Annotated in this window: 19 protein-coding genes; 10 read left to right on the top strand and 9 right to left on the bottom strand. The window is 70.2% G+C overall.

The genetic code is table 11. The features are described 5' to 3' along the window. Positions 1-179: 179 nt before the first annotated feature. The 3 genes from dmpG to mhpD are packed head-to-tail and all read right to left on the bottom strand — an operon-like array spanning position 180 to position 2,964. Positions 180-1,202, bottom strand: coding sequence for a 4-hydroxy-2-oxovalerate aldolase (gene dmpG, locus ACIBJH_RS27705; RefSeq protein ID WP_399119581.1), 1,023 nt, complete (start codon positions 1,200-1,202; stop codon positions 180-182). Continuing rightward, the gene (locus ACIBJH_RS27710) at positions 1,199-2,134 is read right to left on the bottom strand and encodes an acetaldehyde dehydrogenase (acetylating) (protein ID WP_399119582.1); all 936 of its coding nucleotides are present in this window, start codon (positions 2,132-2,134) and stop codon (positions 1,199-1,201) included. The genes dmpG and ACIBJH_RS27710 overlap by 4 nt, the downstream gene beginning before the upstream one ends. Continuing rightward, entirely contained in the window at positions 2,131-2,964 is an 834-nt protein-coding gene (mhpD, locus tag ACIBJH_RS27715) for a 2-keto-4-pentenoate hydratase (protein ID WP_399119583.1), read from the bottom strand. Before mhpD ends, ACIBJH_RS27710 begins: the two co-directional genes overlap by 4 nt. A 105-nt stretch (positions 2,965-3,069) precedes the next feature. On the opposite strand from mhpD, the gene ACIBJH_RS27720 reads away from it, so the two are divergent. Both ACIBJH_RS27720 and ACIBJH_RS27725 read left to right on the top strand, forming a co-directional pair. Beyond that, positions 3,070-3,813, top strand: a complete 744-nt coding sequence (locus ACIBJH_RS27720; protein WP_399119646.1) for an IclR family transcriptional regulator — start codon at positions 3,070-3,072, stop codon at positions 3,811-3,813. 140 nt (positions 3,814-3,953) lie between these two features. Next, positions 3,954-5,462, top strand: coding sequence for a hypothetical protein (locus ACIBJH_RS27725; RefSeq protein ID WP_399119584.1), 1,509 nt, complete (start codon positions 3,954-3,956; stop codon positions 5,460-5,462). Between the two features lie 15 nt (positions 5,463-5,477). Here the strand turns inward: ACIBJH_RS27725 and ACIBJH_RS27730 are convergent, their stop codons facing one another. Then, entirely contained in the window at positions 5,478-6,503 is a 1,026-nt protein-coding gene (locus tag ACIBJH_RS27730; protein WP_399119585.1) for an Lrp/AsnC family transcriptional regulator, read from the bottom strand. A 114-nt stretch (positions 6,504-6,617) separates the two neighbouring features. Here ACIBJH_RS27730 and ACIBJH_RS27735 point away from each other — a divergent pair, with 114 nt between their 5' ends. From ACIBJH_RS27735 to ACIBJH_RS27745, 3 genes are all read left to right on the top strand, one after another. Continuing rightward, entirely contained in the window at positions 6,618-8,177 is a 1,560-nt protein-coding gene (locus ACIBJH_RS27735; RefSeq protein WP_399119586.1) for an AbgT family transporter, read from the top strand. 33 nt (positions 8,178-8,210) lie between these two features. Then, positions 8,211-9,395 carry a M20 family metallopeptidase gene (locus ACIBJH_RS27740; RefSeq protein ID WP_399119587.1) on the top strand — a complete coding sequence of 395 codons (1,185 nt, stop codon included), beginning with the start codon at positions 8,211-8,213 and terminating at the stop codon, positions 9,393-9,395. Positions 9,396-9,466: 71 nt separating this feature from the next. Further along, complete coding sequence (locus ACIBJH_RS27745; protein WP_399119588.1) at positions 9,467-10,201, top strand: hypothetical protein; 735 nt, start codon at positions 9,467-9,469, stop codon at positions 10,199-10,201. Between the two features lie 78 nt (positions 10,202-10,279). On the opposite strand, the gene ACIBJH_RS27750 is transcribed toward ACIBJH_RS27745, so the two are convergent. After that, a complete protein-coding gene (locus tag ACIBJH_RS27750) occupies positions 10,280-11,497 on the bottom strand; it encodes a chitinase (protein WP_399119589.1) in 1,218 nt (405 codons plus the stop codon). A gap of 235 nt (positions 11,498-11,732) precedes the next feature. Here ACIBJH_RS27750 and ACIBJH_RS27755 point away from each other — a divergent pair, with 235 nt between their 5' ends. The 3 genes from ACIBJH_RS27755 (at position 11,733) to ACIBJH_RS27765 (ending at position 16,729) form a co-directional block, all read left to right on the top strand. Next, positions 11,733-15,107, top strand: a complete 3,375-nt coding sequence (locus ACIBJH_RS27755; protein ID WP_399119647.1) for a pyruvate carboxylase — start codon at positions 11,733-11,735, stop codon at positions 15,105-15,107. A gap of 103 nt (positions 15,108-15,210) precedes the next feature. Next, the gene (locus ACIBJH_RS27760; protein ID WP_399119590.1) at positions 15,211-15,810 is read left to right on the top strand and encodes an isochorismatase family protein; all 600 of its coding nucleotides are present in this window, start codon (positions 15,211-15,213) and stop codon (positions 15,808-15,810) included. Between the two features lie 10 nt (positions 15,811-15,820). Further along, the gene (locus tag ACIBJH_RS27765; RefSeq protein ID WP_399119591.1) at positions 15,821-16,729 is read left to right on the top strand and encodes a GlxA family transcriptional regulator; all 909 of its coding nucleotides are present in this window, start codon (positions 15,821-15,823) and stop codon (positions 16,727-16,729) included. A gap of 12 nt (positions 16,730-16,741) precedes the next feature. Here ACIBJH_RS27765 and ACIBJH_RS27770 read toward each other — a convergent pair whose 3' ends face one another. The 3 genes from ACIBJH_RS27770 to ACIBJH_RS27780 all read right to left on the bottom strand — a co-directional run bounded on the left by ACIBJH_RS27770 (position 16,742) and on the right by ACIBJH_RS27780 (position 20,305). Continuing rightward, a complete protein-coding gene (locus ACIBJH_RS27770; RefSeq protein WP_399119593.1) occupies positions 16,742-18,289 on the bottom strand; it encodes a UxaA family hydrolase in 1,548 nt (515 codons plus the stop codon). A gap of 99 nt (positions 18,290-18,388) precedes the next feature. Then, positions 18,389-19,267, bottom strand: coding sequence for an SMP-30/gluconolactonase/LRE family protein (locus tag ACIBJH_RS27775; RefSeq protein ID WP_399119594.1), 879 nt, complete (start codon positions 19,265-19,267; stop codon positions 18,389-18,391). 105 nt (positions 19,268-19,372) lie between these two features. Then, complete coding sequence (locus ACIBJH_RS27780) at positions 19,373-20,305, bottom strand: LysR family transcriptional regulator (protein ID WP_399119595.1); 933 nt, start codon at positions 20,303-20,305, stop codon at positions 19,373-19,375. Between the two features lie 98 nt (positions 20,306-20,403). On the opposite strand from ACIBJH_RS27780, the gene ACIBJH_RS27785 reads away from it, so the two are divergent. Then, positions 20,404-21,606 carry a mandelate racemase/muconate lactonizing enzyme family protein gene (locus tag ACIBJH_RS27785; protein ID WP_399119596.1) on the top strand — a complete coding sequence of 401 codons (1,203 nt, stop codon included), beginning with the start codon at positions 20,404-20,406 and terminating at the stop codon, positions 21,604-21,606. Between the two features lie 32 nt (positions 21,607-21,638). Next, complete coding sequence (locus ACIBJH_RS27790; protein ID WP_399119597.1) at positions 21,639-22,385, top strand: SDR family NAD(P)-dependent oxidoreductase; 747 nt, start codon at positions 21,639-21,641, stop codon at positions 22,383-22,385. 21 nt (positions 22,386-22,406) lie between these two features. On the opposite strand, the gene ACIBJH_RS27795 is transcribed toward ACIBJH_RS27790, so the two are convergent. Then, positions 22,407-24,737 (bottom strand): glycosyl hydrolase family 95 catalytic domain-containing protein, encoded by a 2,331-nt coding sequence (locus ACIBJH_RS27795; RefSeq protein WP_399119598.1) that lies wholly within the window; start codon positions 24,735-24,737, stop codon positions 22,407-22,409. Positions 24,738-24,763: the final 26 nt, after the last annotated feature.

Consider the following 24,763-nt stretch of genomic DNA (forward strand, 5'->3'; position numbering starts at 1 on the left):
ATAAGGGGGGAGTGGTGGGGGGTGGCGCGTGAAGGCTTTGGTATATACCAAAGCGCTCGCGCGACTCTCCGTCAAGAGGACTAGACCAACTCAGTACCGTCGGGTCGGTCCGCCCCAACTCCCCACGGGTGTCGGCGTCATGAGGCGCCGACACCCGCGTCCTCGCGGCCGGTCCGGGCTCAGCCCGGGTTCGCCGCGCGGGCGACCAGGTCCAGCGCGATGTCCGTGATCATGTCCTCCTGGCCGCCGACCATCGCCCGCCGCCCCGCCTCGACGAGGATGCTGCGCGTGTCGAGCCCGTAGCGGGCGGCGGCCGTCTCGGCGTGGCGCAGGAAGCTGGAGTACACACCCGCGTACCCGAGGCTGAGGGTCTCACGGTCGACCCGTACCTCGCGGTCCTGCAGCGGTCGTACGAGATCGTCGGCCGCGTCCATCAGCGGGAACAGGTCGCAGCCGTGCTTCCAGCCCATCAGGTCGGCGACCGCCACGAACGCCTCCAGCGGGCAGTTGCCCGCGCCCGCGCCCTGGCCCGCGAGGGAGGCGTCGACGCGGATCGCGCCGCCCTCGACCGCGACGACCGTGTTGGCCACGCCGAGCGCGAGGTTGTGGTGGGCGTGGATGCCCAACTCGGTCTCCGGGGCGAGGACTTCGCGGTACGCGCGGAAGCGGTCCCGGACGCCGTCCATCGTCAACCGGCCGCCGGAGTCCGTGACATACACGCAGTGGGCGCCGTAGGACTCCATCAGTTTGGCCTGGCGGGCGAGTTCGGTGGGCTCGGCCATGTGGGACATCATCAGGAACCCGGCCACATCCATGCCCAACTCCCGCGCTGCCGCGATGTGTTGGGCGGAGATGTCGGCCTCGGTGCAGTGCGTGGCGACCCGTACCGAGCGGATGCCCAGCGCGTGGGCCTGCTTGAGGTCGTGGACGGTTCCGATGCCCGGCAGGAGGAGGGTTGTCGGGATCGCCTGCCGTACGACGTCGGTGACGGCCTCGATCCATTCCCAGTCGGTGTGGGCGCCGACGCCGTAGTTGATGCTGGAGCCCGACAGTCCGTCGCCGTGGGCGATCTCGATGGCGGCCACTCCGGCCGCGTCCAGGGCGGCGGCGATCGCGCGGGCCTGGTCGACGGTGTAGCGGTGGCGCACGGCGTGCATGCCGTCCCGGAGGGTGACGTCCTGGACGTAGAGGGACGGGGTCACTGGACGGTCTCCTTGCGGGTGCGGGCGGCCATGCGTTCCGCGGTGCGCAGGGCGGCCGAGGTCATGATGTCGAGGTTTCCGGCGTAGGCGGGGAGGTAGTGGGCGGCCCCCTCGACCTCCAGGAACACCGACACCTTGAGCAGTTCGCCCGTGCCCGGAGCCAGGGTGCGCAGCGGGTCGTCGGCCGCCACCTTGTCGTACTGCACCTGCTGCTTGAGGCGGTAGCCGGGCACGTACGCCTGGACGCGGCCGACCATCTCCTCGACGGACGCGGTGACCGCCTCGGTCGCGCAGTCGGAGACCAGGCAGTGCACGGTGTCCCGCATGATCAGCGGGGGTTCGGCCGGGTTGAGGACGATGATCGCCTTGCCGCGCGCGGCGCCGCCGACCGCCTCGATGGCCTGGGAAGTGGTCTCGGTGAACTCGTCGATGTTCGCGCGGGTGCCGGGGCCGGCCGAGCGCGAGGCGATGGACGCGACGATCTCGCCGTAGTGGACCGGCGAGACGGCGCCCACGGCGGCGACGATCGGGATCGTGGCCTGGCCGCCACAGGTGACCATGTTGACGTTCGGGGCGTCGAGGTGGGCCTCGCCGTTGACCGGCGGGACGACGTACGGGCCGATGGCGGCCGGGGTGAGGTCGACGAGCGTGCGGCCCAGGGGCCGCAGGACCTCTTCGTGGTGGCGGTGGGCGCCGGCCGAGGTCGCGTCGAAGACGAGGTCCACGTCGGCGAACTCGTCCAACTTGACCAGTCCTTCGACGCCCTCGTGAGTCGTGGCGACCTTGAGGCGGCGGGCGCGGGCCAGGCCGTCGGAGTCCGGGTCGATGCCGGCCAGTGCGGCGATCTCCAGGGTCTCGGAGAGACGCAGGACCTTGATCAGGAGGTCGGTGCCTATGTTGCCGGAGCCGATGATGGCGACCTTGGTCGTCACTTGCCGTTCCCTTCCGTGGCGAAGCGGACCCGTACCGAGCCCAGGTCCGAGATGTGCGCCTCGAAGGTGTCTCCGGGGGTGGCCGGGGTCATCGGGCCGAGGGCGCCGGTCAGCACGAGGTCGCCCGCGCGCAGCGGGTCGCCACGCTCGGCGAGGGCCGAGGCGAGCCAGACCGCCGCGGTGAGGGGGCTGCCGAGGCAGTCGGCGCCGGTGCCCTCGGAGACGGTCTCGCCGTCCCGGCTCATGGCCATCGTGACCGCGCGCAGGTCCACGGTGGTCAGCGGTACGGGTGTGCCGCCGAGGACGTACAGACCGCAGGAGGCGTTGTCGGCGACGGTGTCGACCAGGGAGATGTCCCAGTTCCGCACCCGGCTGTCGACGATCTCCAGTGCGGGCAGCGCGAAGTCGACCGCGCGCAGCACGTCGACGATCGTGCACTCGCGTTCCGGCAGGTCCCGGCCGAGGACCAGTGCGACCTCAGCCTCCACCTTCGGCTGGAGCAGTCGGCCCACCGGCACCTCGCCGCCGTCCGGAACCGCCATGTCGGCGAACAGTGCGCCGAAGTCCGGCTGGTCCACGCCGAGTTGGCGCTGTACGGCAGGGGAGGTCAGGCCGATCTTGCGGCCGACGACACGGCGTCCTGCGGCCAGACCGCGCCGGACGTTCAGCTGCTGCACGGCGTAGGCGGTCTCCAGGTCGCCGCCGTCGAGCAGGTCGCGCACCGGCGGACAGGCGACCCCGGTACGGGTGGCCTCCGCCAGCAGGTCGGCGGCCTTGACCACGGCCGGGGACACGGCGTCCGGACGGGCGCCGTCGGGCACGGTGGGCACGGGTTACCTCCTGGGAGAGCAGTGCGGGTACACCCCTCGGTATAGACAGCATCCCCGCCAAGGGACAATCTTTGTTCCGTGACACGGAACATTGCGGGCGGCAGCATGCTGGAGAAGGCCGCGCTCATCCTCGACTGCTTCAGCCCGAGCGGCGGACCGTACCGCCTGTCGGAACTTTCGGAGCACACCGGACTGCCCAAGCCCACTGTCCACCGATTGGCGGCCGACCTCGTCCGGCTGGGCTGGCTGGAGCGCTCGGGCACCCGCTATCTGCTCGGCGCGAAGCTGTTCGAGCTGGGCTCGCTGGTCCCGCACCGGCGCGATCTGCGCGAGACGGCCCTGCCCTTCCTCCAGGACCTGTTCGAGGCCACCCGGGAGACCATCCACCTCGGTGTCCGAGAGGGCCTGGAAGTGGTCTACCTGGAACGCATCCACGGCCACGAGGCCCTGCGGCTGCCCTCCCGCATCGGCGGCAGCCTTCCCCTGACCTGCACCGCCGTCGGCAAGGCGCTACTGGCTTTCTCCGGCGCCGAGTTGACGGAGGAGGTGCTGTCCCGACCGCTGCAGAGTCTCACCCCGCACTCGATCACCGACCCGGCCCGGCTGCGCATGACCCTGGAGAAGATCCAGGTCTCCGGCCTCGCCTACGAGGAGCAGGAGGCGGCCTCGGGCGTGAGCTGCATCGCGGCCCCGGTGTTCGCCGGCGAGACCGCGGTCGCCGCGCTCTCGGTCGCCGTACCGCGCACCCGCTTCCGGCCCGCCCAACTCGCCCCGGCGGTACGGACGGCGGCGCTCGGACTGTCCAGGGTGCTGAGGGGCGGAGGTGCCCCGCGGTCTCCACTGTCCTAGCGGCGAACCCGACCGTACACTGACAAGTCACGGTAACGGGGGCGTAGTTGAGCGGGGGGAGAATCATGTCCGGGGACCAGTACGGCGGTTATCAGGGATATCAGGAAAATTCGGGGTATCAGGGGTTCGCCGTTCCACCCATGCCCTCGTCTCCGCCACCCGCGCCGCCGGACCGACTCAGATCCGTCGCGGTCGGCCTGCTCAACCTCAGTGGCCTGGGCCTCGGTTACGCGCTGACGCGCCGCTGGCTGCTGATGGCCGTGTGCTGGGTCGCGACCGCAGTCCTGCTGCTGGTGACCCTGCCCGCCGACCCGGACGGTGTCTCCGGCGTCCTCGTCACCCTGTACGTCGTGTTCCTCGTGTTCGCCGCCGTCCACGGCGCGTTGGTCGGTCTGCGCACCCGGCTGGCCTGGCCCGCGGCCGCACCGCTCGCGATCCTGCTGGGCCTGGTGCTGCTCGCCGTACCCGCCGGGGGAGTCGTGCTGTACGACAACGCGCGCGACGAGGCGACTCAGCAGATGCTCCTCGACCGGCTGGAGAAGGCCGACCAACTCGTGGCGGACAGCGGGAGGTTGTCGTTCTCCGCGGCCGAACCCCACTACCGTCAGGCCCTGGCGGTGTACGACGACCTCACCACCGCGCACTCCGGTTCGCGGGCGGCCGGCAAGGTGCCCGACCGGCTGAAGACGTTCTACACGACGGTCGGCGGGGCGTACATGCAGAAGAACTACTGTGACGCGATACCCCAGTTGAAGTATCTGCGGACCGTCCCCGGCACCATCGGCAAGAAGCAGCTGGGCACCCTGACCAGCTGGCCGGACGACCGGCTGGCCACCTCCCTCTACGAATGCGCCTCCGCCTCGCTGGCCGGTCAGAGCGCCGACTGGCCGACGAACTTCGGGGATCTGCTGGCCACATTCCCGCAGTCGTCCCAGGCGGGCCAGGTCGAACCGGCCGTCAAGTCGGCCGTCACCAAGGCCGCGCAGGGTGTGGGCGGCAGCCAACCGTGCGCAGCCGTCGAGCAGTTGAAGAGTCTCTCCGCCCAGATCGGGACCCTGGAGGGCGGACAGGCGGGCGTGGCCGACGAGTTGAGCGCCGACGCCACGCGGGCCGGCGGCCAGGCCAGTGCCGGGGCCTACCAGTGCGGTGTCTCGCAGTACAAGAGCGGCGACTTCGACTCGGCGCTCTCCACGATGAACGACTTCGTGAAGAACAACACGCACGACAAGAACCGGGCCCGCGCCAAGAAGATCGCGATCGCCGCCGAGGTGGCCCAGACGGTTCCCGCCGCGGGCAAGAAGCTGCCGACGACGGCGTCCGGCGGCAGCATCTCCGTCACGGTCAAGAACGACAGCCCGGACGACATCACCGTCCTGTACACCGGGCCGGTCACCGGCAGCTTCACGCTCAAGGCCTGCGGCAGCTGCACGACGTACTCCCTGAGCACCACCCTGTTGTCCGGCTTCAAGCCGTGCAGCGGAGGCAAGAACTATCCGCAGAAGACGATCAGTCTGCCGACCGGCACCACGTACTTCGTGCACCGGCCGGACAGTTCGACCGCGAGCCCGGCCTCGGACACGGCCAAGCTCAGGTCGGGCTACATCTACACGGAGTGCGCCTACGCCACGGGGGCCTTCGGCACCGGCTGACGCGCGAGGGTCCGCTCACAGCAGCGCCGGTGCGTGGAAGGTGCCGAGGCCGGTGGTCAGGTCGCGGTCCATCCAGTACCGGCGCGGCTCGGCGAGCATGACGGAGACGCTCACACCGAGCAGACCGGGGATCCTGGCCAGTTCGCCGTCGACGAAGAGCGCCAGGGCGGAGCGGTCGGTCACCAGGCCGGTGGCCAGGACCGACATGTCGCTGGCGACATGCGCGGCGAGCCGCGTCTGTGGGAGCTGGTCGATGCGGTGCATGACCTCGGGGGTCGCCCCCGGCGCCACCCGCAGCCGCAGGATGAACGGGGTCTGGAAGCCGAGCCACTCCGACACGATCTCCAGGCGCGGCTTGACCCACCCCTCGTCCAGGACCCGGCGGACGACGCGGTGCGCGGTGGAGGTGGCCAGACCGGTGGCCCGCGAGACGCTCGCCGCGGACGCGCGGCTGTCCCGGAGCAACTCGGCTACGACACCGCGCTCGGCCTCGCTCAGCGGCTTCGCCGGGGGTGTCGCGGTCGCGGTGCCCTCGTGTCGGGCGCCGGCGAGCTTCAGCAGCTCGGCGCGTTCGGCGTCCGTGAGGAACTGCGGGTCCCAGGTCCGGCCCCGGCGCAGCGTGCTGAGCGCGGGCAGCGCGTTGACGCGGCGGACACCGGGCACGGAGAACATCCGGTCGATCGCCTCGCTGGTAGCCGCCTCCGACGGGGCGTGCACGACCGCGTAGAGCGGGTAGTCGCCCGAGATCTGCGCCAGCAGCTGGAGATGGGGCAGGCCGCGGAGCCGGTGCAGGACGGCCAGTGGGCTCTCGCCGGTGATGTCCAGGAAGACGTGGACGGGCATCGCCGTGGAGTGGATGCCCCAGTCGGCCTGCCCGATCACGCGCACCATGCGGGCCTCGTGCAGACGGTCGTAGCGGCGTTTGAGCGTGCTCGCGTCGGCGGCCAGGATCTCGCCGATGTCGTCCCAGGTGGCCCGGGGCGCCAGGTGCAGCGCGCCGATGAGGCGCCGGTCGAGCTCGTCGAGGAGAGGACGGGTCATAGGGCCTCACTCTAGATGCCGTTTAATCCCACCGTTACATCCAAGTTATGGAGAATCTCTCACTGGGGTGCCATTGTTCGCAGGAACATCCCCCCATCGTGTGAAGAGGTACCGATGAGTGCCACCTCGGCCGAGCCTCAGCCGCAGTCCACCGAGCCCCGGTCGAGGGCCTTGCGCACCGCGTTCCGGGGCCTGACGGCGATAGAGAAGATCGGGAACCGACTCCCCAACCCCTTCTGGCTGTTCTGGATCCTGGCGGGCGTCGTCGCCGTCCTCAGCGCCGTCCTCGCGACGACCGGCCTCAGCGCGGTGCACCCCGGCACGCACGAGACCATCAAGGTGCAGAACCTGCTCAGCAAGGACGGCCTCACCATGGCCGTCGAGGGAGCCGTCGACAACTACGCGGCCTTCCCGCCGCTGGCCACCATCCTCACCGTGATGTTCGGCATCGCTGTCGCCGAGAAGAGCGGACTCTTCTCCGCCCTGCTGCGCCGCATGGTCGCCCGCGTGCCGGGCCGGTACCTCACCTTCGCCCTGTCGATGACGGCCATGGTCAGCCATGTCGCGGGCGACGCCGCCTACGTCACCCTCATCCCGCTCGGCGCCCTGGTCTTCCGCGCGGCCGGCCGCAGCCCGGTCCTCGGCTGTGTCGTCGCCTACGTCTCGATCGCCGCCGGATACGACGCCTCCCCGTCGCTCACCACCACCGACGTCCTGCTGTCCGGGATCTCCACGGCCGCCGCGCACACCATCGACGCGCACTACGTCGTCACGCCGGTCGCCAACTACTTCTTCGGCCTCGGCTCCTCGATTTTGGTGGCCGTCGTGATCACCCTCGTCGTCGACAAGGTCCTCGCCCGCCGCTCCGACCTCGAACCCGACGAGCCGGTCGCCGCGCCCGACACCGGGGAACTCGCCGCGATCGAGATCACCGAGCGGCAGCAACGCGCCCTGCGCGCCACCGGGTTGGTAGCCGTGGGCTTCCTCGTGTTCCTCGCGGCGGCCATGATCCCCGACTCCTCACCCCTGCGCGGCGAGGGCGGCGGCATCGTCGACTCCCCGCTCATCGGCGGGATGGCGCTCGTCCTGGGCGTGTTCTTCGCCGTGCTCGGCACCGTCTACGGCCGGATGGCCGGCACGTTCACCGCCGCCCGCGACAGCATCGGCGCGATGGTGGACGGCACGCGTTCGATGGCGCCGATCCTCGTCCTGTTCTTCGCGATCGCCCAGTTCCTCGCCTACTTCAAGTGGACGAACATCGGCAACATCCTTGCCATCAAGGGCGCCGAGGCATTGCGCGACCTGAACCTCCAGGGCTGGACGGTGCTCGTCGGCATCGCCGTGCTGATCACCTTCATGAACCTCGTCATCACCAGCGGCTCCGCACTGTGGGCGCTGGCCGCGCCGGTCCTCGTGCCCATGCTGATGCTCATCGGCATCGAGCCCGAGACCACCCAGGCCGTCTACCGCGTCGCCGACTCGGTCACCAACTGCGTGACCCCGATGAGCCCCTACTTCGTGATGGCCCTGGGCTTCATCCAGCAGTACCGCAAGTCCGCCGGCATCGGCACCCTGGCCTCCTTCACGATCCCCATCGCCGCCGTCCTCTGGGTCGCCTGGGTCGCGTTCTTCGTGGCCTGGTACCTGCTGGGCATCCCGCTCGGCATCGGCTGACCGAACCCTCACCGTCGTACAAGAAGGCAGATCATGACCGCGTCACCCGCAACCGTCCCCCTCACCACCCGCGCCCAGGACGCCTCGTCGCGAATCATCGACGACATCCTGACCCTCGTCCGCCACGAGACCGGCAGCTACGACCTTCCCCGCCTCGCGGCCGGCCTCGACCTGCTGCGCGAGCTGGCCGTCGAGCGGCTCGGCCCGCCCGACCGGGAACAGCGACACCCAGGCGGCGAGTACGGCGACACCCTCATCCTGACCTACACGGGTTCCGGCGCCGGCCATGTGGCGCTCGTCGGTCACTACGACACCGTGTGGCCGACCGGAACCCTCGCCGGATGGGAGCAGCCCGAGCCGTCCGAGGACGGGCGGTCACGACTGAGCGGGCCGGGCATCTTCGACATGAAGACCGGTCTGGCACAAGGCATTTGGGCCCTGAAGGTGGCAAGGGAGAGTGGTGCGCCCCTGCCCACCGTCACCTTCCTCTTCAACGGCGACGAGGAGATCGGTTCCCTGTCCTCGCGGGCGGTGATCGAGGAGGTCGCGCGGGCGGCGGACGCCACACTGGTCCTGGAGCCGAGTGCCCACGGCGCGGTGAAGACCGCCCGCAAGGGCACCGGGATCTTCCAGGTCACGGCCACCGGCGTCGAGTCCCACGCGGGGCTCGCACCGCAGGACGGGGCGAGCGCGATCACCGCACTGTCCGAGTTCGTGGTCGCCGCCGCTGCCGTGGCCGCCCCGGAACGCGGCACCACCGTCAACACCGGTCTCATCAGGGGCGGTTCGGCCATCAACGTCGTCGCCGGGCAGGCAACGGCGGGCGTCGACATCCGGGTGAGCAGCGCGGCCGAACAGGACCGGGTCGACGCCGAGTTCGACGCCATCACGGTCAGCGACCCGCGCGTCCGTATCGAGATCGACCACGCCTGGAACCGGCCGCCCATGACCCTCAACGCCGCCTCCGGCCCGCTCCTCGACCTCGCCCGCGAGGTCGCCCGGGAGCAGGGCCGCGACCCCCTGCGCGACACCGCGGTCGGCGGTGCCAGCGACGCCAACTTCGTCGCCGCGCTGGGTCTGCCGGTGCTGTGCGGCATGGGAGCGGTCGGCGACGGGGCGCATGCGCAGGGAGAGTTCATCTATCCGGACACGGTGCCTGGGCAGACGGCGCTGGTGGCGGGGTTGTTGGGGCGACTGGCCGAACCGCTGAAGGGCTGACCACGACCGGCCGGGGCACCCAGGGCGGGGCGCGTCGGGCGAGCGAGCCCTGACCGGGGACAATCGGTGGCATGACGGACGACAGAGACGACTCCGCGAACCGCCTGGCCAGGATCGAGCGGCTGCTGGAGGACGGCAGTCGCGATGTGGTGCCCGCGTGGCGGCGGGTGACACACGGGGAGACGCGGTGGGTCGTGTCGGCCGTGATCCTGGTGGCGGTCGCCGTCCAGTTGATGCTGCCGCACCGGCTCGCCTTCCAGCCGTACTGGCTGCTTCCGGCCCTGGAACTCGCCCTGATGGTCGGTCTGTTCGCCGCCAATCCCGGGCGGATCGAGCCCGGCACGAGGTGGCTGCGCTGGCCGAGTCTGGTGCTGACGGGGGTCATCAGCCTGGCCAACAGTTGGTCGGCGGCCCGCTTGGTGGTGGGCCTGGTCAGAGGCACCGAAGGCCTGGCCGCCGGACCGCTGCTGCTGACCGGCGGGGGCATCTGGCTGACGAATGTCATCGTGTTCGCGCTCTGGTACTGGGAGTGGGACCGGGGCGGGCCCATGGCGCGGGTCATGGGCGACCACCAGTACGCCGACTTCCTCTTCGTCCAGATGCAGAGCCCGGAGACCGCGCCACCGGACTGGGAACCGGCGTTCCTGGACTACCTGTACCTGTCCTTCACCAACTCCACGGCCTTCAGCCCGACCGACGTGATGCCGCTCTCGCGCTGGGCGAAGATGCTGATGATGGGCCAGTCCTCGGTCTCCGTGTCGATCGTCGTCCTGGTGGTGGCGCGGGCGGTCAACATCCTTCGCTAGCAACGGACAGCGACGCCGAGCAGGCTCTTCCCAAGGCCAACTCGGCGTCGCAGCCCATGTCCTACTGATCCCGCCGGATCAGCAGGCGCCCTCGTCCTGCCAGGGGCCCCACTCGGAGGCTCCGGGCACCTCGTTCTGGGTCCACCACTTGGCGACCCAGTTGTGGTTGCCGTACGACACCTCGTTGCCCTTCGTGTAGACGGCCGTGGAACTCCACGCCGTCTTGCACGTGCCGGGGGTGGGCGTGGGAGTCGGCGTCGGTGTCGTGGTCGGCGGGGTCACGCCCGCGAACTGGACCGAGTACTTCGCGAAGTCCCACGCGTTCTGCGCCACGCTGGAGCAAGTGCCGGACGTCGTACCGCCGTTGTCGACCGGGCTGCACTGGCGGTCGCGGTTGAGGGACCAGAACGTGAAGCGGTCCATGTTGTGGCTGGTGGCGTAGTTCAGGACCGTCTGGAAGTCGGCCTGGGTGAAGTACTCGCCGGTGTCGCTGCGGCCGTTCATGCCCGAGAAGCCCTCGTGGGCGTACGCGGTCGCCGAGTCCCAGCCGAACGTCGACTGGAGGATGGAGTTGAAGTTGGTGAGCGCGCTGGTCTGCGAGGCCGCGCCGTTGAAGCCGCCGTCGAACGGCATGATGGAGAAGTTGTTCGGCGTGAACCCCTGCGACTTCGCCTCCAGCAGCATCTGCTTGCCGAACCAGCCGGTGCCGTCCGCCGTACCGGCCGTGGTCACGGAGACGTACAGGCCCGCGTTGTTCTGCTGGAGGATCTTGGCCGCGCCGATCTCGTTGTGGATGGCCGCGGTGTTCTCGTACTCCGGCTCCTCCAGGTCGAAGTCGATCGCGTGCAGGCCGTACTTGGTGATGACCTGCTGGTAGGCCGCGGCCGTCGAGGCCGGGTCGGAGCAGGCCTGGCCGAGCTTCGTGCCGCCGTAGCCGCCGATGGAGACGGAGACGTCGCCGCCCTTGGCGCGGATCGTGTTGATGACCGACTGGACGGCGGTGTCCGAGGAGACCGGTGAGGTGCCTCCCCAGGTGGGGGTGCAGCCACCGCCGTTGGGGGCGAGGACGAAGGCGAGCTGGAAGGCCTTCAGGCCGGTGGCGTCCATGATGGTGCCGGCGTCGGGCGGGTTGTTGTCCGTCGGCATCAGGTAGGGGGCCGCGGCGTACCAGCGGTTGCTCAGCGCGGTGGCCGCGTTGGTCGCGCCCTGGGCGTTGGTCGCGATGAGAGCGGTCGTGCCCGCGGCGGCGAGCGTCACGGCGGCTGCCGCGCCGAGACATGCGCGAAGACGTGTCACGTTGTGCCTCCGGTGGGAGTGGGGGAGGCGCCCAGCTTCTGGCGATGTCGCGGCCACGTCAATGGATTGGACTGAACCAATTCGCACTTTGGACTAGACCATACGGTTTCTTTACCGTCGGCCCGTTGAAGCGCCCCGCGCGACACGTTTGCGACTAGTGTCCCGGCTCACATGGCGTTACAGGGGTGACGCCGACACCATGGTGCACGTCACCGGCAGGCTGAAGGGATCCGGAATGTTCCGCAAGGTGCTGGTCGCCAACCGTGGAGAGATCGCGATCAGGGCGTTCCGCGCCGGCTATGAGCTGGGCGCGCGAACGGTCGCGGTCTTCCCCCACGAGGACCGCAATTCGCTGCACCGGCTCAAGGCCGACGAGGCCTACGAGATCGGTCAGCCCGGACATCCGGTCCGCGCCTATCTCTCGGTCGACGAGATCGTCCGCGCGGCACAGCGCGCGGGAGCGGACGCCGTGTACCCGGGCTACGGGTTCCTCTCCGAGAACCCCGAACTCGCCCGCGCCTGCGAGGAGGCGGGCATCACCTTCGTCGGCCCCAGCGCCCACATCCTGGAGCTGACCGGCAACAAGGCCACCGCCGTCGCCGCCGCCCGCGCGGCCGGCGTACCCGTGCTCGGCTCCTCGGCGCCCTCCACCGACGTCGACGAACTGGTGCGCGCCGCCGAGGAGATCGGCTTCCCGGTCTTCGTGAAGGCCGTCGCCGGTGGCGGCGGGCGCGGTATGCGCCGCGTCGAGGACCCGGCCGCCCTGCGCGAGTCCATCGAGGCCGCCGCCCGCGAGGCCATGTCCGCGTTCGGCGACGCCACGGTGTTCCTGGAGAAGGCCGTCGTCGACCCCCGTCACATCGAGGTGCAGATCCTCGCCGACGGCGAGGGCAACGTCATCCACCTCTTCGAGCGCGACTGTTCGCTGCAACGCCGCCACCAGAAGGTCGTCGAGCTGGCCCCCGCGCCCAACCTCGACCCCGAACTGCGCGACCGCATCTGCGCCGACGCCGTCCGTTTCGCCCGCGAGATCGGCTACCGGAATGCGGGCACCGTCGAGTTCCTCCTCGATCCGCAGGGCAACCACGTCTTCATCGAGATGAACCCGCGCATCCAGGTCGAGCACACGGTGACCGAGGAGGTCACCGATGTCGACCTCGTCCAGGCGCAGTTGCGCATCGCCTCAGGCGAGACCCTCGCCGACCTCGGCCTCTCGCAGGAGACGGTCACTCTGCACGGTGCCGCCCTCCAGTGCCGTATCACCACCGAGGACCCGGCCAACGGCTTCCGCCCGGACACCGGCCGGATCAGCGCCTACCGCTCGCCCGGCGGCTCCGGAATCCGTCTCGACGGCGGAACCACCCACGCCGGTACGGAGATCAGCGCGCACTTCGACTCCATGCTGGTCAAACTCACCTGCCGGGGACGGGACTTCACCACCGCCGTCAACCGCGCCCGGCGCGCGGTCGCCGAGTTCCGCATCCGCGGTGTGGCCACCAACATCCCCTTCCTGCAAGCGGTGCTGGACGACCCCGACTTCCAGGCCGGGCGTATCACCACGTCGTTCATCGAGCAGCGCCCGCAGCTCCTGACGGCCCGTCAATCCGCCGACCGCGGCACCAAGTTGCTCACCTACCTCGCCGACGTCACGGTCAACAAGCCGCACGGCGAACGCCCCGACCTGATCGACCCCACCACCAAGCTGCCGCCGGTCCCGACCGGCGAACCCCCGGCCGGTTCACGGCAGTTGCTCGCCGAACTCGGCCCCGAGGGCTTCGCCCGCCACCTCCGCGAATCGCCCACGATCGGCGTCACCGACACCACCTTCCGCGACGCCCACCAGTCGCTCCTCGCCACCCGGGTCCGCACCAAGGACCTCCTCGCGGTCGCCCCGGTCGTCGCCCACACCGTGCCCCAACTGCTCTCCCTGGAATGCTGGGGCGGTGCCACCTACGACGTCGCGCTCCGCTTCCTCGCCGAGGACCCCTGGGACCGGCTGGCCGCCCTGCGCGAGGCCGTCCCCAACATCTGCCTCCAGATGCTGCTGCGCGGCCGCAACACCGTGGGCTATACGCCGTATCCGACCCAGGTCACCGACGCCTTCGTCCAGGAGGCCGCCGCCACCGGCATCGACATCTTCCGCATCTTCGACGCGCTGAACGACGTGGGCCAGATGCGCCCGGCCATCGACGCCGTACGCGCCACGGGAACGTCGATCGCCGAGGTCGCCCTCTGCTACACCTCGGACCTGTCCGACCCCAACGAGCGCTTGTACACGCTCGATTACTACCTCCGTCTCGCGGAACAGATCGTCGAGGCGGGCGCCCACGTCCTCGCGGTGAAGGACATGGCGGGCCTGCTGCGCGCACCCGCCGCCGCGACGCTCGTCTCCGCGCTGCGCCGCGAGTTCGGCCTCCCGGTGCACCTGCACACCCACGACACGGCCGGCGGCCAGCTCGCCACCTACCTCGCCGCGATCCAGGCCGGCGCGGACGCCGTCGACGGCGCGGTGGCCTCCATGGCGGGCACCACCTCGCAGCCCTCGCTGTCGGCGATCGTCGCCGCCACCGACTACTCCGACCGCCCGACCGGCCTCGACCTCCAGGCCATCGGCGACCTGGAGCCGTACTGGGAGAGCGTCCGTAAGATCTACGCCCCCTTCGAGGCGGGCCTCGCCTCGCCCACCGGCCGCGTCTACCACCACGAGATCCCCGGCGGCCAGCTCTCCAATCTGCGCACCCAGGCCATCGCCCTCGGCCTCGGCGACCGCTTCGAGGACATCGAGGCGATGTACGCCGCCGCCGACCGCATCCTCGGCCACCTGGTGAAGGTCACCCCGTCGTCGAAGGTCGTCGGCGACCTCGCCCTGCACCTGGTCGGTGCCGGAGTGACCCCCGCCGACTTCGAGGCGTCCCCGGAACGCTTCGACATCCCGGACTCCGTGATCGGCTTCCTGCGGGGCGAGTTGGGCACCCCGCCCGGCGGCTGGCCCGAGCCGTTCCGTACCAAGGCACTCCAGGGCCGCGCCGCCCCCAAGCCCGTACAGGACCTGACCCCCGAGGACCGCACGGCCCTCGACAAGGACCGCCGCGCCACCCTCAACCGCCTGCTGTTCCCCGGCCCCACGCGGGAGTTCGAGACGCACCGCCAGACCTACGGCGACACCAGCGTCCTGGACAGCAAGGACTTCTTCTACGGCATCCGCCCCGGCAAGGAGTACACGGTCGACCTGGAACCGGGTGTCCGCCTCCTCATCGAACTGGAGGCCGTCGGCGAGGCCGACGAGCGTGGGCTGCGTACGGTGATGTCCGCCCTGAACGGCCAACTCCGGCCGATCCAGGTGCGTGACGCGGCCGCCGCCTCCGACATCCCCGTCACCGAGAAGGCCGACCGCGCCAACTCCGGCCACGTGGCAGCCCCGTTCGCGGGCGTGGTCACCCTCGCGGTCGAAGAGGGCGACGAGGTGGAGGCCGGTGTCACCGTCGCCACCATCGAGGCCATGAAGATGGAGGCGGCGATCACCGCGCCCAAGTCCGGCCGGGTCTCCCGCCTCGCCATCAACCGCATCCAGCAGGTGGAGGGCGGCGACCTGCTCGTCGAGCTGAGGTAGGCGGACGGCGGCGACAGGTTGCCCCCCCCGGTGACCGGATCGGTCCGGTCCCGGACCCGATGCGGCCTGTCGCCGCCCCACCCGTACGGATCATCCTTGGGACATGAACCGAGCACTGATCGTCATCGATGTCCAGGAATCCTTCCGCGCCCGCCCGCTCTGGGAGACCATCTCCGACCCTAAGATCGCCGAGCAGACGGACCGCCTGGTGCGGCTCGCTCGCCGGGCCGGCGACCTGGTCGTGTGGGTACTGCACTCCGAGCCCGGCAGCGGCGACGTCTTCGACCCGGCCCTCGGCCACGTCCGCCTCATCGAAGGACTGGAGCGCGCGGAGGGCGAACCGCTCCTCCACAAGACCTCGCACAACGCCTTCACCACCACCAACCTGCAGCAGATCCTCACCGAGCAGGGCGTGCGCGAGCTCACCATCTGCGGTATCCGTACCGAACAGTGCGTCGAGACCACCACCCGGGTAGCGAGCGACTTCGGCTACCAGGTCACCTTCGTCACCGACGCGACGGCCACCAACCCCATCGCGCACCGCGACGCCCCCGCCGACCAGACCGTCGCCGAACTCCTGGCCGACCCCCGCACCCTCCCCGCCGACGAGATCATCAGGCGGACCGAGTACGCTCTCGCGGGTCGCTTCGCCACCATCGCGACGGTCGCCGAACTGGAAGCCGCCGCCGCACCTCAGGCATGATGACCGGATCGTGAGCCACGTCGTCTTCTTCCTGGTACCCGGAGTCCATCTGCTGGACCTGGCCGGCCCCGCGCAGGTCTTCTCCACGGCGGCCGACTTCGGGCACCCCTACACGCTCTCCTACGTCGCCGAGCAGCCCCAGATCACCAGCGCCCAGGGGCTGCCGCTGACGGCCGGGCTCGACTGGCCCGAACTCGGCCCCGAGGACCTGATCGTGGTGCCGGGCTGGCGTTCGCTCCGGCTCGCTCAAGGGCCCGCCATCGGGCCCACGACCTTGCAGGCTCTACGGGAGCACCACGCCCGCGGCGGCACGGTGGCCAGCGTCTGCGCCGGAGCCGACGCGCTCGGCCGGGCCGGACTCCTCGACGGCCGCCACTGCACCACCCACCACGACGTGCAGGACGAACTGGCCCTGCGCCACCCCAAGGCGTCGGTGGTCCGGGACGTCCTGTTCACGACCGACGACCGGGTCATCACCTCGGCGGGCATCGCCAGCGGCATCGACCTCGCCCTGCACATCGTCGCCACCCGGCACGGCCCGGCCGTGGCCGCCCAGATCGCCCGGGACATGGTCGTCTACGCCCGCCGCAACGGCCACGAACCGCAGTCCAGCGCGATGCTCCGGCACCGCTCCCACCTGGACGACACCGTGCACCGCGCCCAGGACCTCATCGACACCCGCTTCGACGAGGCGCTGCCCCTGCCCGCCCTCGCCTCGGCCGTCGGCGTCAGCGAACGCACCCTCACCCGCCTCTTCACCCGGGCCACCGGACTCACCCCGCTGCGCTACCAGCAGACCCTCCGCCTCGAACGCGCCGAGCACCTCATCAGCCACGGCACCACGATCGACGCCGCCGCCCGCTCGGTCGGCTTCGAGGACCCGCGCATGCTGCGCCGACTGCGGGCCCGCGGCCAGTAGTCCGGCTGCCCCTCACAGGACCGCCCCCATGCGCCAGGGCACGATCTCCTCGGTCCCGAACCCGAGCGCCTCGGACTTGCTCTCCGCACCGGAGGCCATGTCCACCAGCGCCTCGAACAGGGCGGTGCCGTAAGCGACTTGATCGGTGTGGGTCATGGCGGGCCCGGCGTCGAAGTCGATGTCGCCGCGCATCCGCTCGTACAGCTCACTGGTGGTGCTGATCTTCAGCGAGGGCACGGGACGGGAGCCGAACAGTGAGCCGCGTCCGGTCGTGAAGGCGAGCAGGCCGGCGCCGCCCGCGACCATCCCGGTGGCCGAGACCGGGTCGTAGCCGGGGGTGTCCATGAAGGTGAGGCCCGGCGCGGTGACCGGCTCCGCGTAGCCGACGACATCGTTCAGCGGACTCGTGCCGGACTTGAGCACGGCGCCCAGGGACTTCTCCCAGATGGTCGTGATCCCACCGGCCCGGTTTCCCCGCGACGGATTGTTGTCGAGGGTCGCGCCGCCCGCGGCCGTGTACTCCTGCCACCAGTCGATGAGTTGGTCGATACGCGCCGCAGACTCCGGGGTCGTCGCCCGGTCCCGGAGGAGATGGTGGGCGCCGTAGATCTCGGGAGTCTCGCCGAGTACGACCCGTCCGCCGGCCGCGACGAGCAGATCGGCCGCGACGCCGAGCGTGGGGTTCGCGGTGAGGCCGGAGTAGGCGTCGCTGCCGCCGCATTGGAGGCCAAGGGTCAGTTCCGCGAGCGGGATCGGTGTGCGGTGGGTCCGCGTGATGCGTGGGACCAGGTCCGCGATGCGGTCGAGGGCCGCGTTCACCGTGGCCGCCGTACCGCCGAGTTGCTGGATGGTGAGTGTCTCGGTGCTCAAGTCGCCGTCGGGGAGGAGGTTTTCGGGCTGGTTCACCTCGCAGCCGAGACTGATCAGCAGGGCCGCGGCGACGTTGGCATGGCCGAGGTATCCACGCAGCGTGCGGCGCAGGACGGCGTCCCCGGGGGTGCCCTCCGCCATTCCGCAGCCGAGGTCGTGGGGGAGTGCGATGACGCCGTCGAGGCCGGGTGTCCCCTTGTGGACGGCGTCGGCCCGCAGGGCGATCATCCGGGCCACCGTGGCCGAGCAGTTGACGGTCGGGACCACGACGACGTAGTTCCGGGTGGCGGCGCGCCCGTCGGCCCTGCGGTAGCCGAGGAAGTGGTCGCGGGTGGGGGAGACGCCGGCCGGCCGCGGGCGCGTCGGCGACGGGCCGGCGGTCGGCTCCTCCCATCGGCCCACGCCCAGGTTGTGCACGTGGACGTGCCCGCCCGCCGGGATGTCGGCCAGGGCCACGCCGATGACCTCGCCGTACTTGCGGACCGGGGTGCCCTTCGCGATGTCGTGCAGCGCGACCTTGTGTCCGGCGGGGAGGTCCTCCACGGCCGGTGCCGTGCCGTTGGAGAGTTCGAGGGGCGTGCCCTGCGCCACCGCCGCGAGAAGCAGGCCGATGTCGTCCACACCGGGACGAGGCACCAGCGGCCTGATGGTCGCCGCCGGTCCCTCCGCGGTACGACGTTCACTGTTCACGTGATCGACCGTAGGGCCCCAACACCGCCCAGGGGAAAGACGGTTATCGATGGTCGGTCATCCGGAATACGAATGCCCGGCGCCATGGCGGCAGTTGGGTCAGGCCCGGAAGAGGCGGACCGGAACCCCGGCCGTCCCGGTCTCGACGACGAAGACGGAACCGGACAGCGGGGACCTGGCCAACTCCTCGGCGGACAGGCCGTTTCGCGCGGAGGTGATGTACAGGCGGCCGTCCGCACCGAAGGCGCAACTCGTCGGCTGGAGCACGGGCACCGGTACGAGCCCGACGACGCGCCCTGCCGGGTCGTAGCGGCGCACTTCGCGTCCGCCGTGCATGGCCACCCAGAAGCAGCCCTCCACGTCGACGGCGAGACCGTCGGGGACGCCGACTCCCTCGGTCTTGGTCAGCACCTCCAGGCGGCCGAGTTCGCCCGGCTCGGCGTGGAAGTCCGAGCGGTAGAGGAGGTTGGCGTAGCTGTCGGCGAGGTACATGACGGTGTCCTCGGCGTTCCAGCCCAGCCCGTTGGGCAGCACCAGCCCGTCCGCGACGACGACGCTCGGGCCGACGCCGTCCCAGCGGTGCAGCCGGCCCTGGCCGGGCGCGAACTCCATGTCGTTGCTGCCGGCCCAGAACCTGCCGCGGGAGTCGACCTTGCCGTCGTTCATGCGCAGGTTCGGTTCGGGCAGTACGGGATCGACCAGCGTCAGCCCGTCGCAGGTGACGTAGCCGAACCCGTCCGCCACCGCCACGGCGAAACCGTCGTGCGCCGCGCGGGGCGCGACCGCGCCGACCATCGTGCCGACCTCGTGGACGGTCTGGCGACCGGTGGACAGCTCGTCCTCGAACACCTTGCGGCCGTAGATGTCGACCCAGAGGAGATGCCCGGTGCGGGGGTCGAAGACCGGTCCCTCACCGACGTCCGACGTCTCGCTGCGCACCGCGACTTCGAGCTGTGTGTACGTTCGGACATTGGACATCGCGACTCCGTTCGTTTTCCCTCAACCTGGCCCTGGTCGCCCGTGATCGTCAACGCCCGAATAGCAGATGCCGGGTATTCGTTCCGCGAATGGAAGCGAGTCATGTCACACCGGTGGAATGGCCGTCGTGCCTTCCGGTCTTGGTGCCTTCAGCACCTCCCGGATGAAAGCCTGTGCGGCCGCGCCCAGCGGACGTTCCGAATGCCACCAGACTCCCACGTCCCGATAGCGGTTGAGTTGGCGAATGGGGCGCATTTCCATTCCTTCGCGCAGAATCATCACCGCACCCAGATAGTTGATGATGCCGAGTCCGTGTCCGGCGCGCACCATGGCGCCGAGCGTGGTCGGCTGATGCGACACGATTCCGTTCGGCGAGACCAGGTTCTGGATGCTCAACTCGACCTCGGCCTCGTAACCGACCACCGTGTTGGCGAGCGGATCGCCGATCGTGATGACGCGCTGGTTCGCGAAGTCGGCGAGTTCGACCTCGCTCTTCTTGAGGAGAGGATGGCCCGTCGGCGCGAGCATCACGTAGGGCTCCCGCCACAACGGACGCATGGTGAAGGCGTGATCGTGCGGCTCGGGGCGGACCGTGCGCACGGCCACCGAGACCCGGCGCTCGGACAGCGCCGCCTCGATGAAGTCCACGTCCCCGTCCAGGACCGCCACCCGGATCCCCGGATATTTCTCCTGCAACGACGTGATGACTCCCGGCAGGAACTCCGAACTCGCACTGGCGAAACTCGCGACGGTGACGCTTCCGGTGATGTTGCCCAGGTCGGTCTGGCGCGCGGTGACCAATTCGTCCGCCGCCGCGAGAACCGCCCGCGCCCGGGCCAGTAGCGCACGCCCGTCATCGGTGAGCGTGAGCGGCCGGATACGGCGTTCGATGAGCAGACAGCCGAGTTCGCGTTCCAGATTCGCGATGTGCGCCGAAACGCGCGGTTGCGACAAATGCAACTTCTCCGCCGCCCTGGTGAAGCCGCCGGTATCCACGACCTCAACCCAGGTACGCAACCAGGCCAGTTCGAGCGTCATCGACCGAACCTCCTCTTCTTACGGTCATCTGCGCGGCGGATCACCGGTATTCGTATTTCACTGTTGACGAGTTTCGGCGACCATGGCCGACTGGGACAATGACCGATCAGACTTCTTTCGGCACCGCCCGCGGACTGCTGTCCGCGCACGGAGCGGACCTTCTTCGCGGCGACGACGGTGCCGTGATCACCTCCGTGGAGACCTACGCACTCGCCGTGCCTCTGAAGCGGCCCATCGCCGACTCCACGGCCGCCATGGCGCACTGGACGGTGCCCGTGGTCGAGATCCGTACCGCCGACGGCCGGGTCGGGACCGGGATCTCCGGTGTGCACTGTGCTCCCGAACTCCTCTCCGACGTGATCCTCTCCTACTATGCCGACGCCCTGCTCGACACGTCCTCGGAGGACATCCTCGGCACCTGGAAGCGCCTGTACTGGCTGCCCACGCACTGGATCGGCCGGGCCGGTGTCGTCCACATGGCGCTGGCCATGGTCGACATCGCCCTGTGGGACCTTGCCGCGCAGCGGGCCGGGATGCCCCTGTGGCGGCTGCTGGGCGGCACCCAGGAGAGCGTCGAGGCGTACAACACGGACGGTGGTTGGCTCAACCTCAGCGACTCCGACCTGGTCCGTGACCTCACCTCGCTGGTCGACCACGGCTGGTCCCGGGTGAAGATCAAGGTGGGCCGCTCCGACTGGCGGGAGGACGCCCGGCGCGTCCGCGCGGTCCGCAAGGCGCTCGGCGACGACGTGACCCTGATGTGCGACGCCAACCAGCGCTGGGACCTGTCGACGGCCAACCAGATCATGCCGGTCCTGGAGGAGGCGGCGATGGACTGGGTGGAAGAGCCCTTCCACGCCGACGACCTCCAGGCCCACACTCGTCTCCAGGCATCGACGCGGCTGGACGTGGCGGCCGGCGAGAGCATCTACTCGTACCACCAGTTCGCCTCCTTCATGGCCGCCGACGCCATCCGCGTCGTCCAGGCCGACGTCACCCGGGTCGGCGGCGTCACCGAGTTTCTCCAGGTCGCGGCACATGCGGCGGCCCGGGGCCTGCGACTGGCTCCGCACGCGGGCGACATGATGCAGGTGCACCAGCACCTGGTCGGCACCGTCCTGTCGGAGGTGCCGCCCCTCATCGAGTTCATCCCCTGGACACAGGAGGCCTTCGTCGAGCGCAGCGTCGTACGCGAAGGACTCATGGAGCGCCCCCAGGCCCCGGGCGCCTCCACCGCGATCGAACCGGCCGCCCGGGTCCGCTGGCAGATCCCCGCGGTGGGCTCCGCCAGGACCCTGTGACACCCCGACCGTCCACCGAGGAAAGGAACGAGATGACCGAGCAGACCGACGAGCGCGTGGCCGTCGTCACCGGCGCGGGCCAGGGAATCGGGCGCGCCATCGCCCTGGCGCTCGCGGCCCGAGGCGTACGGGTCGTCGTCACCGACCGCAACACCGAGACCGGAACCGCCGTGGCCAAGGAGGTCGGCGGCGACTTCCTGCCCCTGGACGTCGCCGACCCCAGGGCCGTCGCGGAGGTCGCGGACGAGGTCGTACGGCGCTTCGACCGCGTCGACGTCCTCGTCAACAACGCCGGTATCGCCCACGAGAACGCGGCCCTCGACGTGACCGACGAGATATGGCACCGCGTCCTCGATGTCGATCTGACCGGCACCTTCGTGGCCTGCCGCGAGTTCGGCCGGCACTTCGTGCGCCGACGCTCCGGGTCGATCGTGAACATCTCCTCCATCGCCGCCTTCATCGGCTCCAACCCCGAGTACCACGTGGCCTACGACGTCGCGAAGGCCGGCGTCTCCCAGCTCGCGCGGTCGCTCGCCGTCGAGTGGGCCCAGTACGGGGTCCGGGTCAACGCCGTCGCGCCGGGACGGACCCGCACCCCCATCCTCGACACGGTCGGGATGGACGATCCCCGGCGGATGACGCAGTGGATCGACCAGATCCCGATGGGCCGGCTGCTGGAGGCCGAGGAGATCGCGGCGGCCGTGGCGTTCGTGGCGCTCGACGGAACCGCGATGACCGGACAGACCCTCCTCGTCGACGGCGGCCAGATCGCGCAGTGACGCTGTCATCGGCGCTTGCCCTCAGCCGACGCCGAGGGCAAGCGTCTCTCCCTCGGCGAGTTGTACGTCGAGGAGGTCGGCGCCGTACCGCACCCGGACGTCGGCGGCCCGTGCCGCTCGGATCCGCGCCGCCTCCAACTGCCCTTCTTTCCAACGGATGTCCACGGTGAGACCGCCACGGGCACGGAGCCCGCACACGCTCCCCTCCGGCCATGCGGCGGGCAGCGCGGGCAGCAGTTCTACGTCCTTGCCGTCGGACTGGAGCAGCATCTCGGCGATGCCCGCCGTGCCACCGGCGTTGCCGTCGAAGGAGTAGATGTTCTGCGCCGCGCCCGCCACCCCGCCGGCCGAGAACGACATCAGGTTCGCCTCACCGGCGTCCGCGATCAGGCTGGTGAGGTGCTTCAGGGCCGCGTCGCCGTTGAGCAACCGGGCGAAATAGACAGTGAAGTTGGCCTCGACCCACTCGGTCTGCTCCCAGCCCGGGGCCTGCTGCCTGCGCGCGATGGTGACCTCCGCCGCGCGGGCGAGATCCGGGGTGTCGCGCGGGGTGATCTGGCGCTCCGGGAACAGCGCGCTGAGATGGGAGGTGTGCCGGTGACTCGGCTCGGCCTCCTCGTAGTCGTGCAGCCACTCCTGCAGTTGCCCGTGCCGCCCGATGCGGAACGGAGGCAGTCGGCGTCGCGCGGCGGCGATCCTGGCCCTCAAGTCGGCGTCGACACCGAGCAGTTCGGCACTCTCCGCACAGATCCGCAGCACCGCCTCCATGAATACCCGGTCCGCGGTGGCCCCCATGGACACGGAACACCGGCTGCCGTCGGGCGCGAGGTACCAGTTCTCCGGTGACTCCGACGGCCCGGTGACGAGCAGACCGTGCTCCGGCTCCTCGACCGCGTAGGCGAGCAGGAACTCGGCGGCCCCGCGCAGCACCGGGTACGCGCGCTCCCGGAGGAACGTCTCGTCGCGGCCGTACTCGAAGTGTTCCCACAGCTGGAGGGCCAGCCAGGCCCCGCCGGTCACGTTCATGCCCCAGCCGATGCCGGAACCGGGTGCCGTGTAGCCCCACGCGTTGGTCACCGTGTGCGCGACCCACCCCGGAGCGCCGTACAACTGCTCGGCGGTGGACCGGCCGTGGTCCGCCAGGGTCTCCAGCAGACCGAACAACGGCTCCTGGCACTCGGCCAGGTTCGTCGGCTCGGCGGCCCAGTAGTTCTGCTGGGTGTTCATGTCCAGGTGGAAGTCGTTCGTCCAGGGCGCGCTGCTGGCCAGGCCGTCGTTCCACAGACCCTGCAGGGCGAGCGGCAGAGGGGAGTTGGGGCGGGAGCCGGCCACCGTGAGGTAGCGGCCGTACTGGAAGTAGAGGGCCATCAACGCGTTGTCGGTCCTGCCGGAGGCGAGCTGTTCGCGGCGCGTGTCGGTGGGGAGGGACGCGAGGTCGGGCGGTGCCGATCCGAGATCCAGGGAGACGCGTCGCATCAGCGCCTGATGGTCCGCGATGTGTGCCGCCCGGACAGCCTCGAACCCGGCCTCCAGGCCTGCGGACAGCAGTGATTCGGCGCGCTTTCGCGGGTCCGCTCCGGCCCAGTCGGTGCCGACCACGACGTACACGACGGCGCGATCGGCGCCCTCCAACCGGAGCGTGTCTCCCGTGCGGTGCACGGTGCCGCCCTCGGCTTCGAGGCGGGCGCGGATCTCCAGGGCGACGCCCTGCCGCCCGTCGCTGTGCAGGCTCTCGTACGCATGGCCGTCGAAGGTGACGCAGGTGTCCGTGGCGGTCGTGTCGCCGGGGAGTATGCCGTCCCGGATCGAGAGGGTGAAGGCGAGCGATCCGGGACGGTCCGAGGTGAGGCAAATCGCCATCAGGCCATGGGGGTTGGTGGCGAACACCTCGCGGGTGAAGCGGACGCCGTCTTGTTCGTACGTCACCTCGGCGAGGCCCGTGTCCAGGTCCAGCGTCCGTCTGTAGCGCCGGGCCGATGGGCCCTCGGGGAAGGCGAGTTGCACTTCGGGCAGGGGCATGTTGGTCCCGAACGAGCTTGGTCTGCCCGGGAGATGCTCGGCGGCGAGCCGTTGTGCCTCGGCGTGGTCTCCCGCGAAGAGGAGTTCGCGGATGCGGGGGAGCTGCTGCCGGGCGGTCGGGTTCAGGTCCGTCGCGGAGGGGCCGCCCGACCAGGCCGTCGACTCGGAGAGCTGGATGCGCTCGCGGTCGGTGCCGCCGTAGATCATGCCGCCGAGGCGGCCGTTGCCTAGGGGGAGTGCTTCGAACCAGCGGGTGGCGGGGCGGCCGTAGTGGAGTGTTCCGGGTGGGCGGCGGACAGCGTGGAAGTCCTGGTCGGAGAAGGCTTTCAGCATGGCGTGCGCTTTCGGGACATGGCCAA

Origin of the sequence: Streptomyces sp. NPDC050548, from assembly GCF_044457385.1 — a bacterium.
GTDB lineage: Bacteria > Actinomycetota > Actinomycetes > Streptomycetales > Streptomycetaceae > Streptomyces.

Coding starts and splice junctions, on each gene's coding strand:
- ACIBJH_RS27760 (WP_399119590.1), top strand. CDS start 15,211: ATGAACCGAGCACTGATCGTCATCGATGTCCAGGAATCCTTCCGCGCC.
- ACIBJH_RS27790 (WP_399119597.1), top strand. CDS start 21,639: ATGACCGAGCAGACCGACGAGCGCGTGGCCGTCGTCACCGGCGCGGGC.
- ACIBJH_RS27745 (WP_399119588.1), top strand. CDS start 9,467: ATGACGGACGACAGAGACGACTCCGCGAACCGCCTGGCCAGGATCGAG.
- ACIBJH_RS27730 (WP_399119585.1), bottom strand. CDS start 6,503: ATGACCCGTCCTCTCCTCGACGAGCTCGACCGGCGCCTCATCGGCGCG.
- ACIBJH_RS27795 (WP_399119598.1), bottom strand. CDS start 24,737: ATGCTGAAAGCCTTCTCCGACCAGGACTTCCACGCTGTCCGCCGCCCA.
- ACIBJH_RS27775 (WP_399119594.1), bottom strand. CDS start 19,267: ATGTCCAATGTCCGAACGTACACACAGCTCGAAGTCGCGGTGCGCAGC.
- ACIBJH_RS27720 (WP_399119646.1), top strand. CDS start 3,070: ATGCTGGAGAAGGCCGCGCTCATCCTCGACTGCTTCAGCCCGAGCGGC.
- ACIBJH_RS27735 (WP_399119586.1), top strand. CDS start 6,618: ATGAGTGCCACCTCGGCCGAGCCTCAGCCGCAGTCCACCGAGCCCCGG.
- ACIBJH_RS27785 (WP_399119596.1), top strand. CDS start 20,404: ATGACCGATCAGACTTCTTTCGGCACCGCCCGCGGACTGCTGTCCGCG.
- ACIBJH_RS27780 (WP_399119595.1), bottom strand. CDS start 20,305: ATGACGCTCGAACTGGCCTGGTTGCGTACCTGGGTTGAGGTCGTGGAT.
- ACIBJH_RS27740 (WP_399119587.1), top strand. CDS start 8,211: ATGACCGCGTCACCCGCAACCGTCCCCCTCACCACCCGCGCCCAGGAC.
- ACIBJH_RS27725 (WP_399119584.1), top strand. CDS start 3,954: ATGCCCTCGTCTCCGCCACCCGCGCCGCCGGACCGACTCAGATCCGTC.
- ACIBJH_RS27755 (WP_399119647.1), top strand. CDS start 11,733: ATGTTCCGCAAGGTGCTGGTCGCCAACCGTGGAGAGATCGCGATCAGG.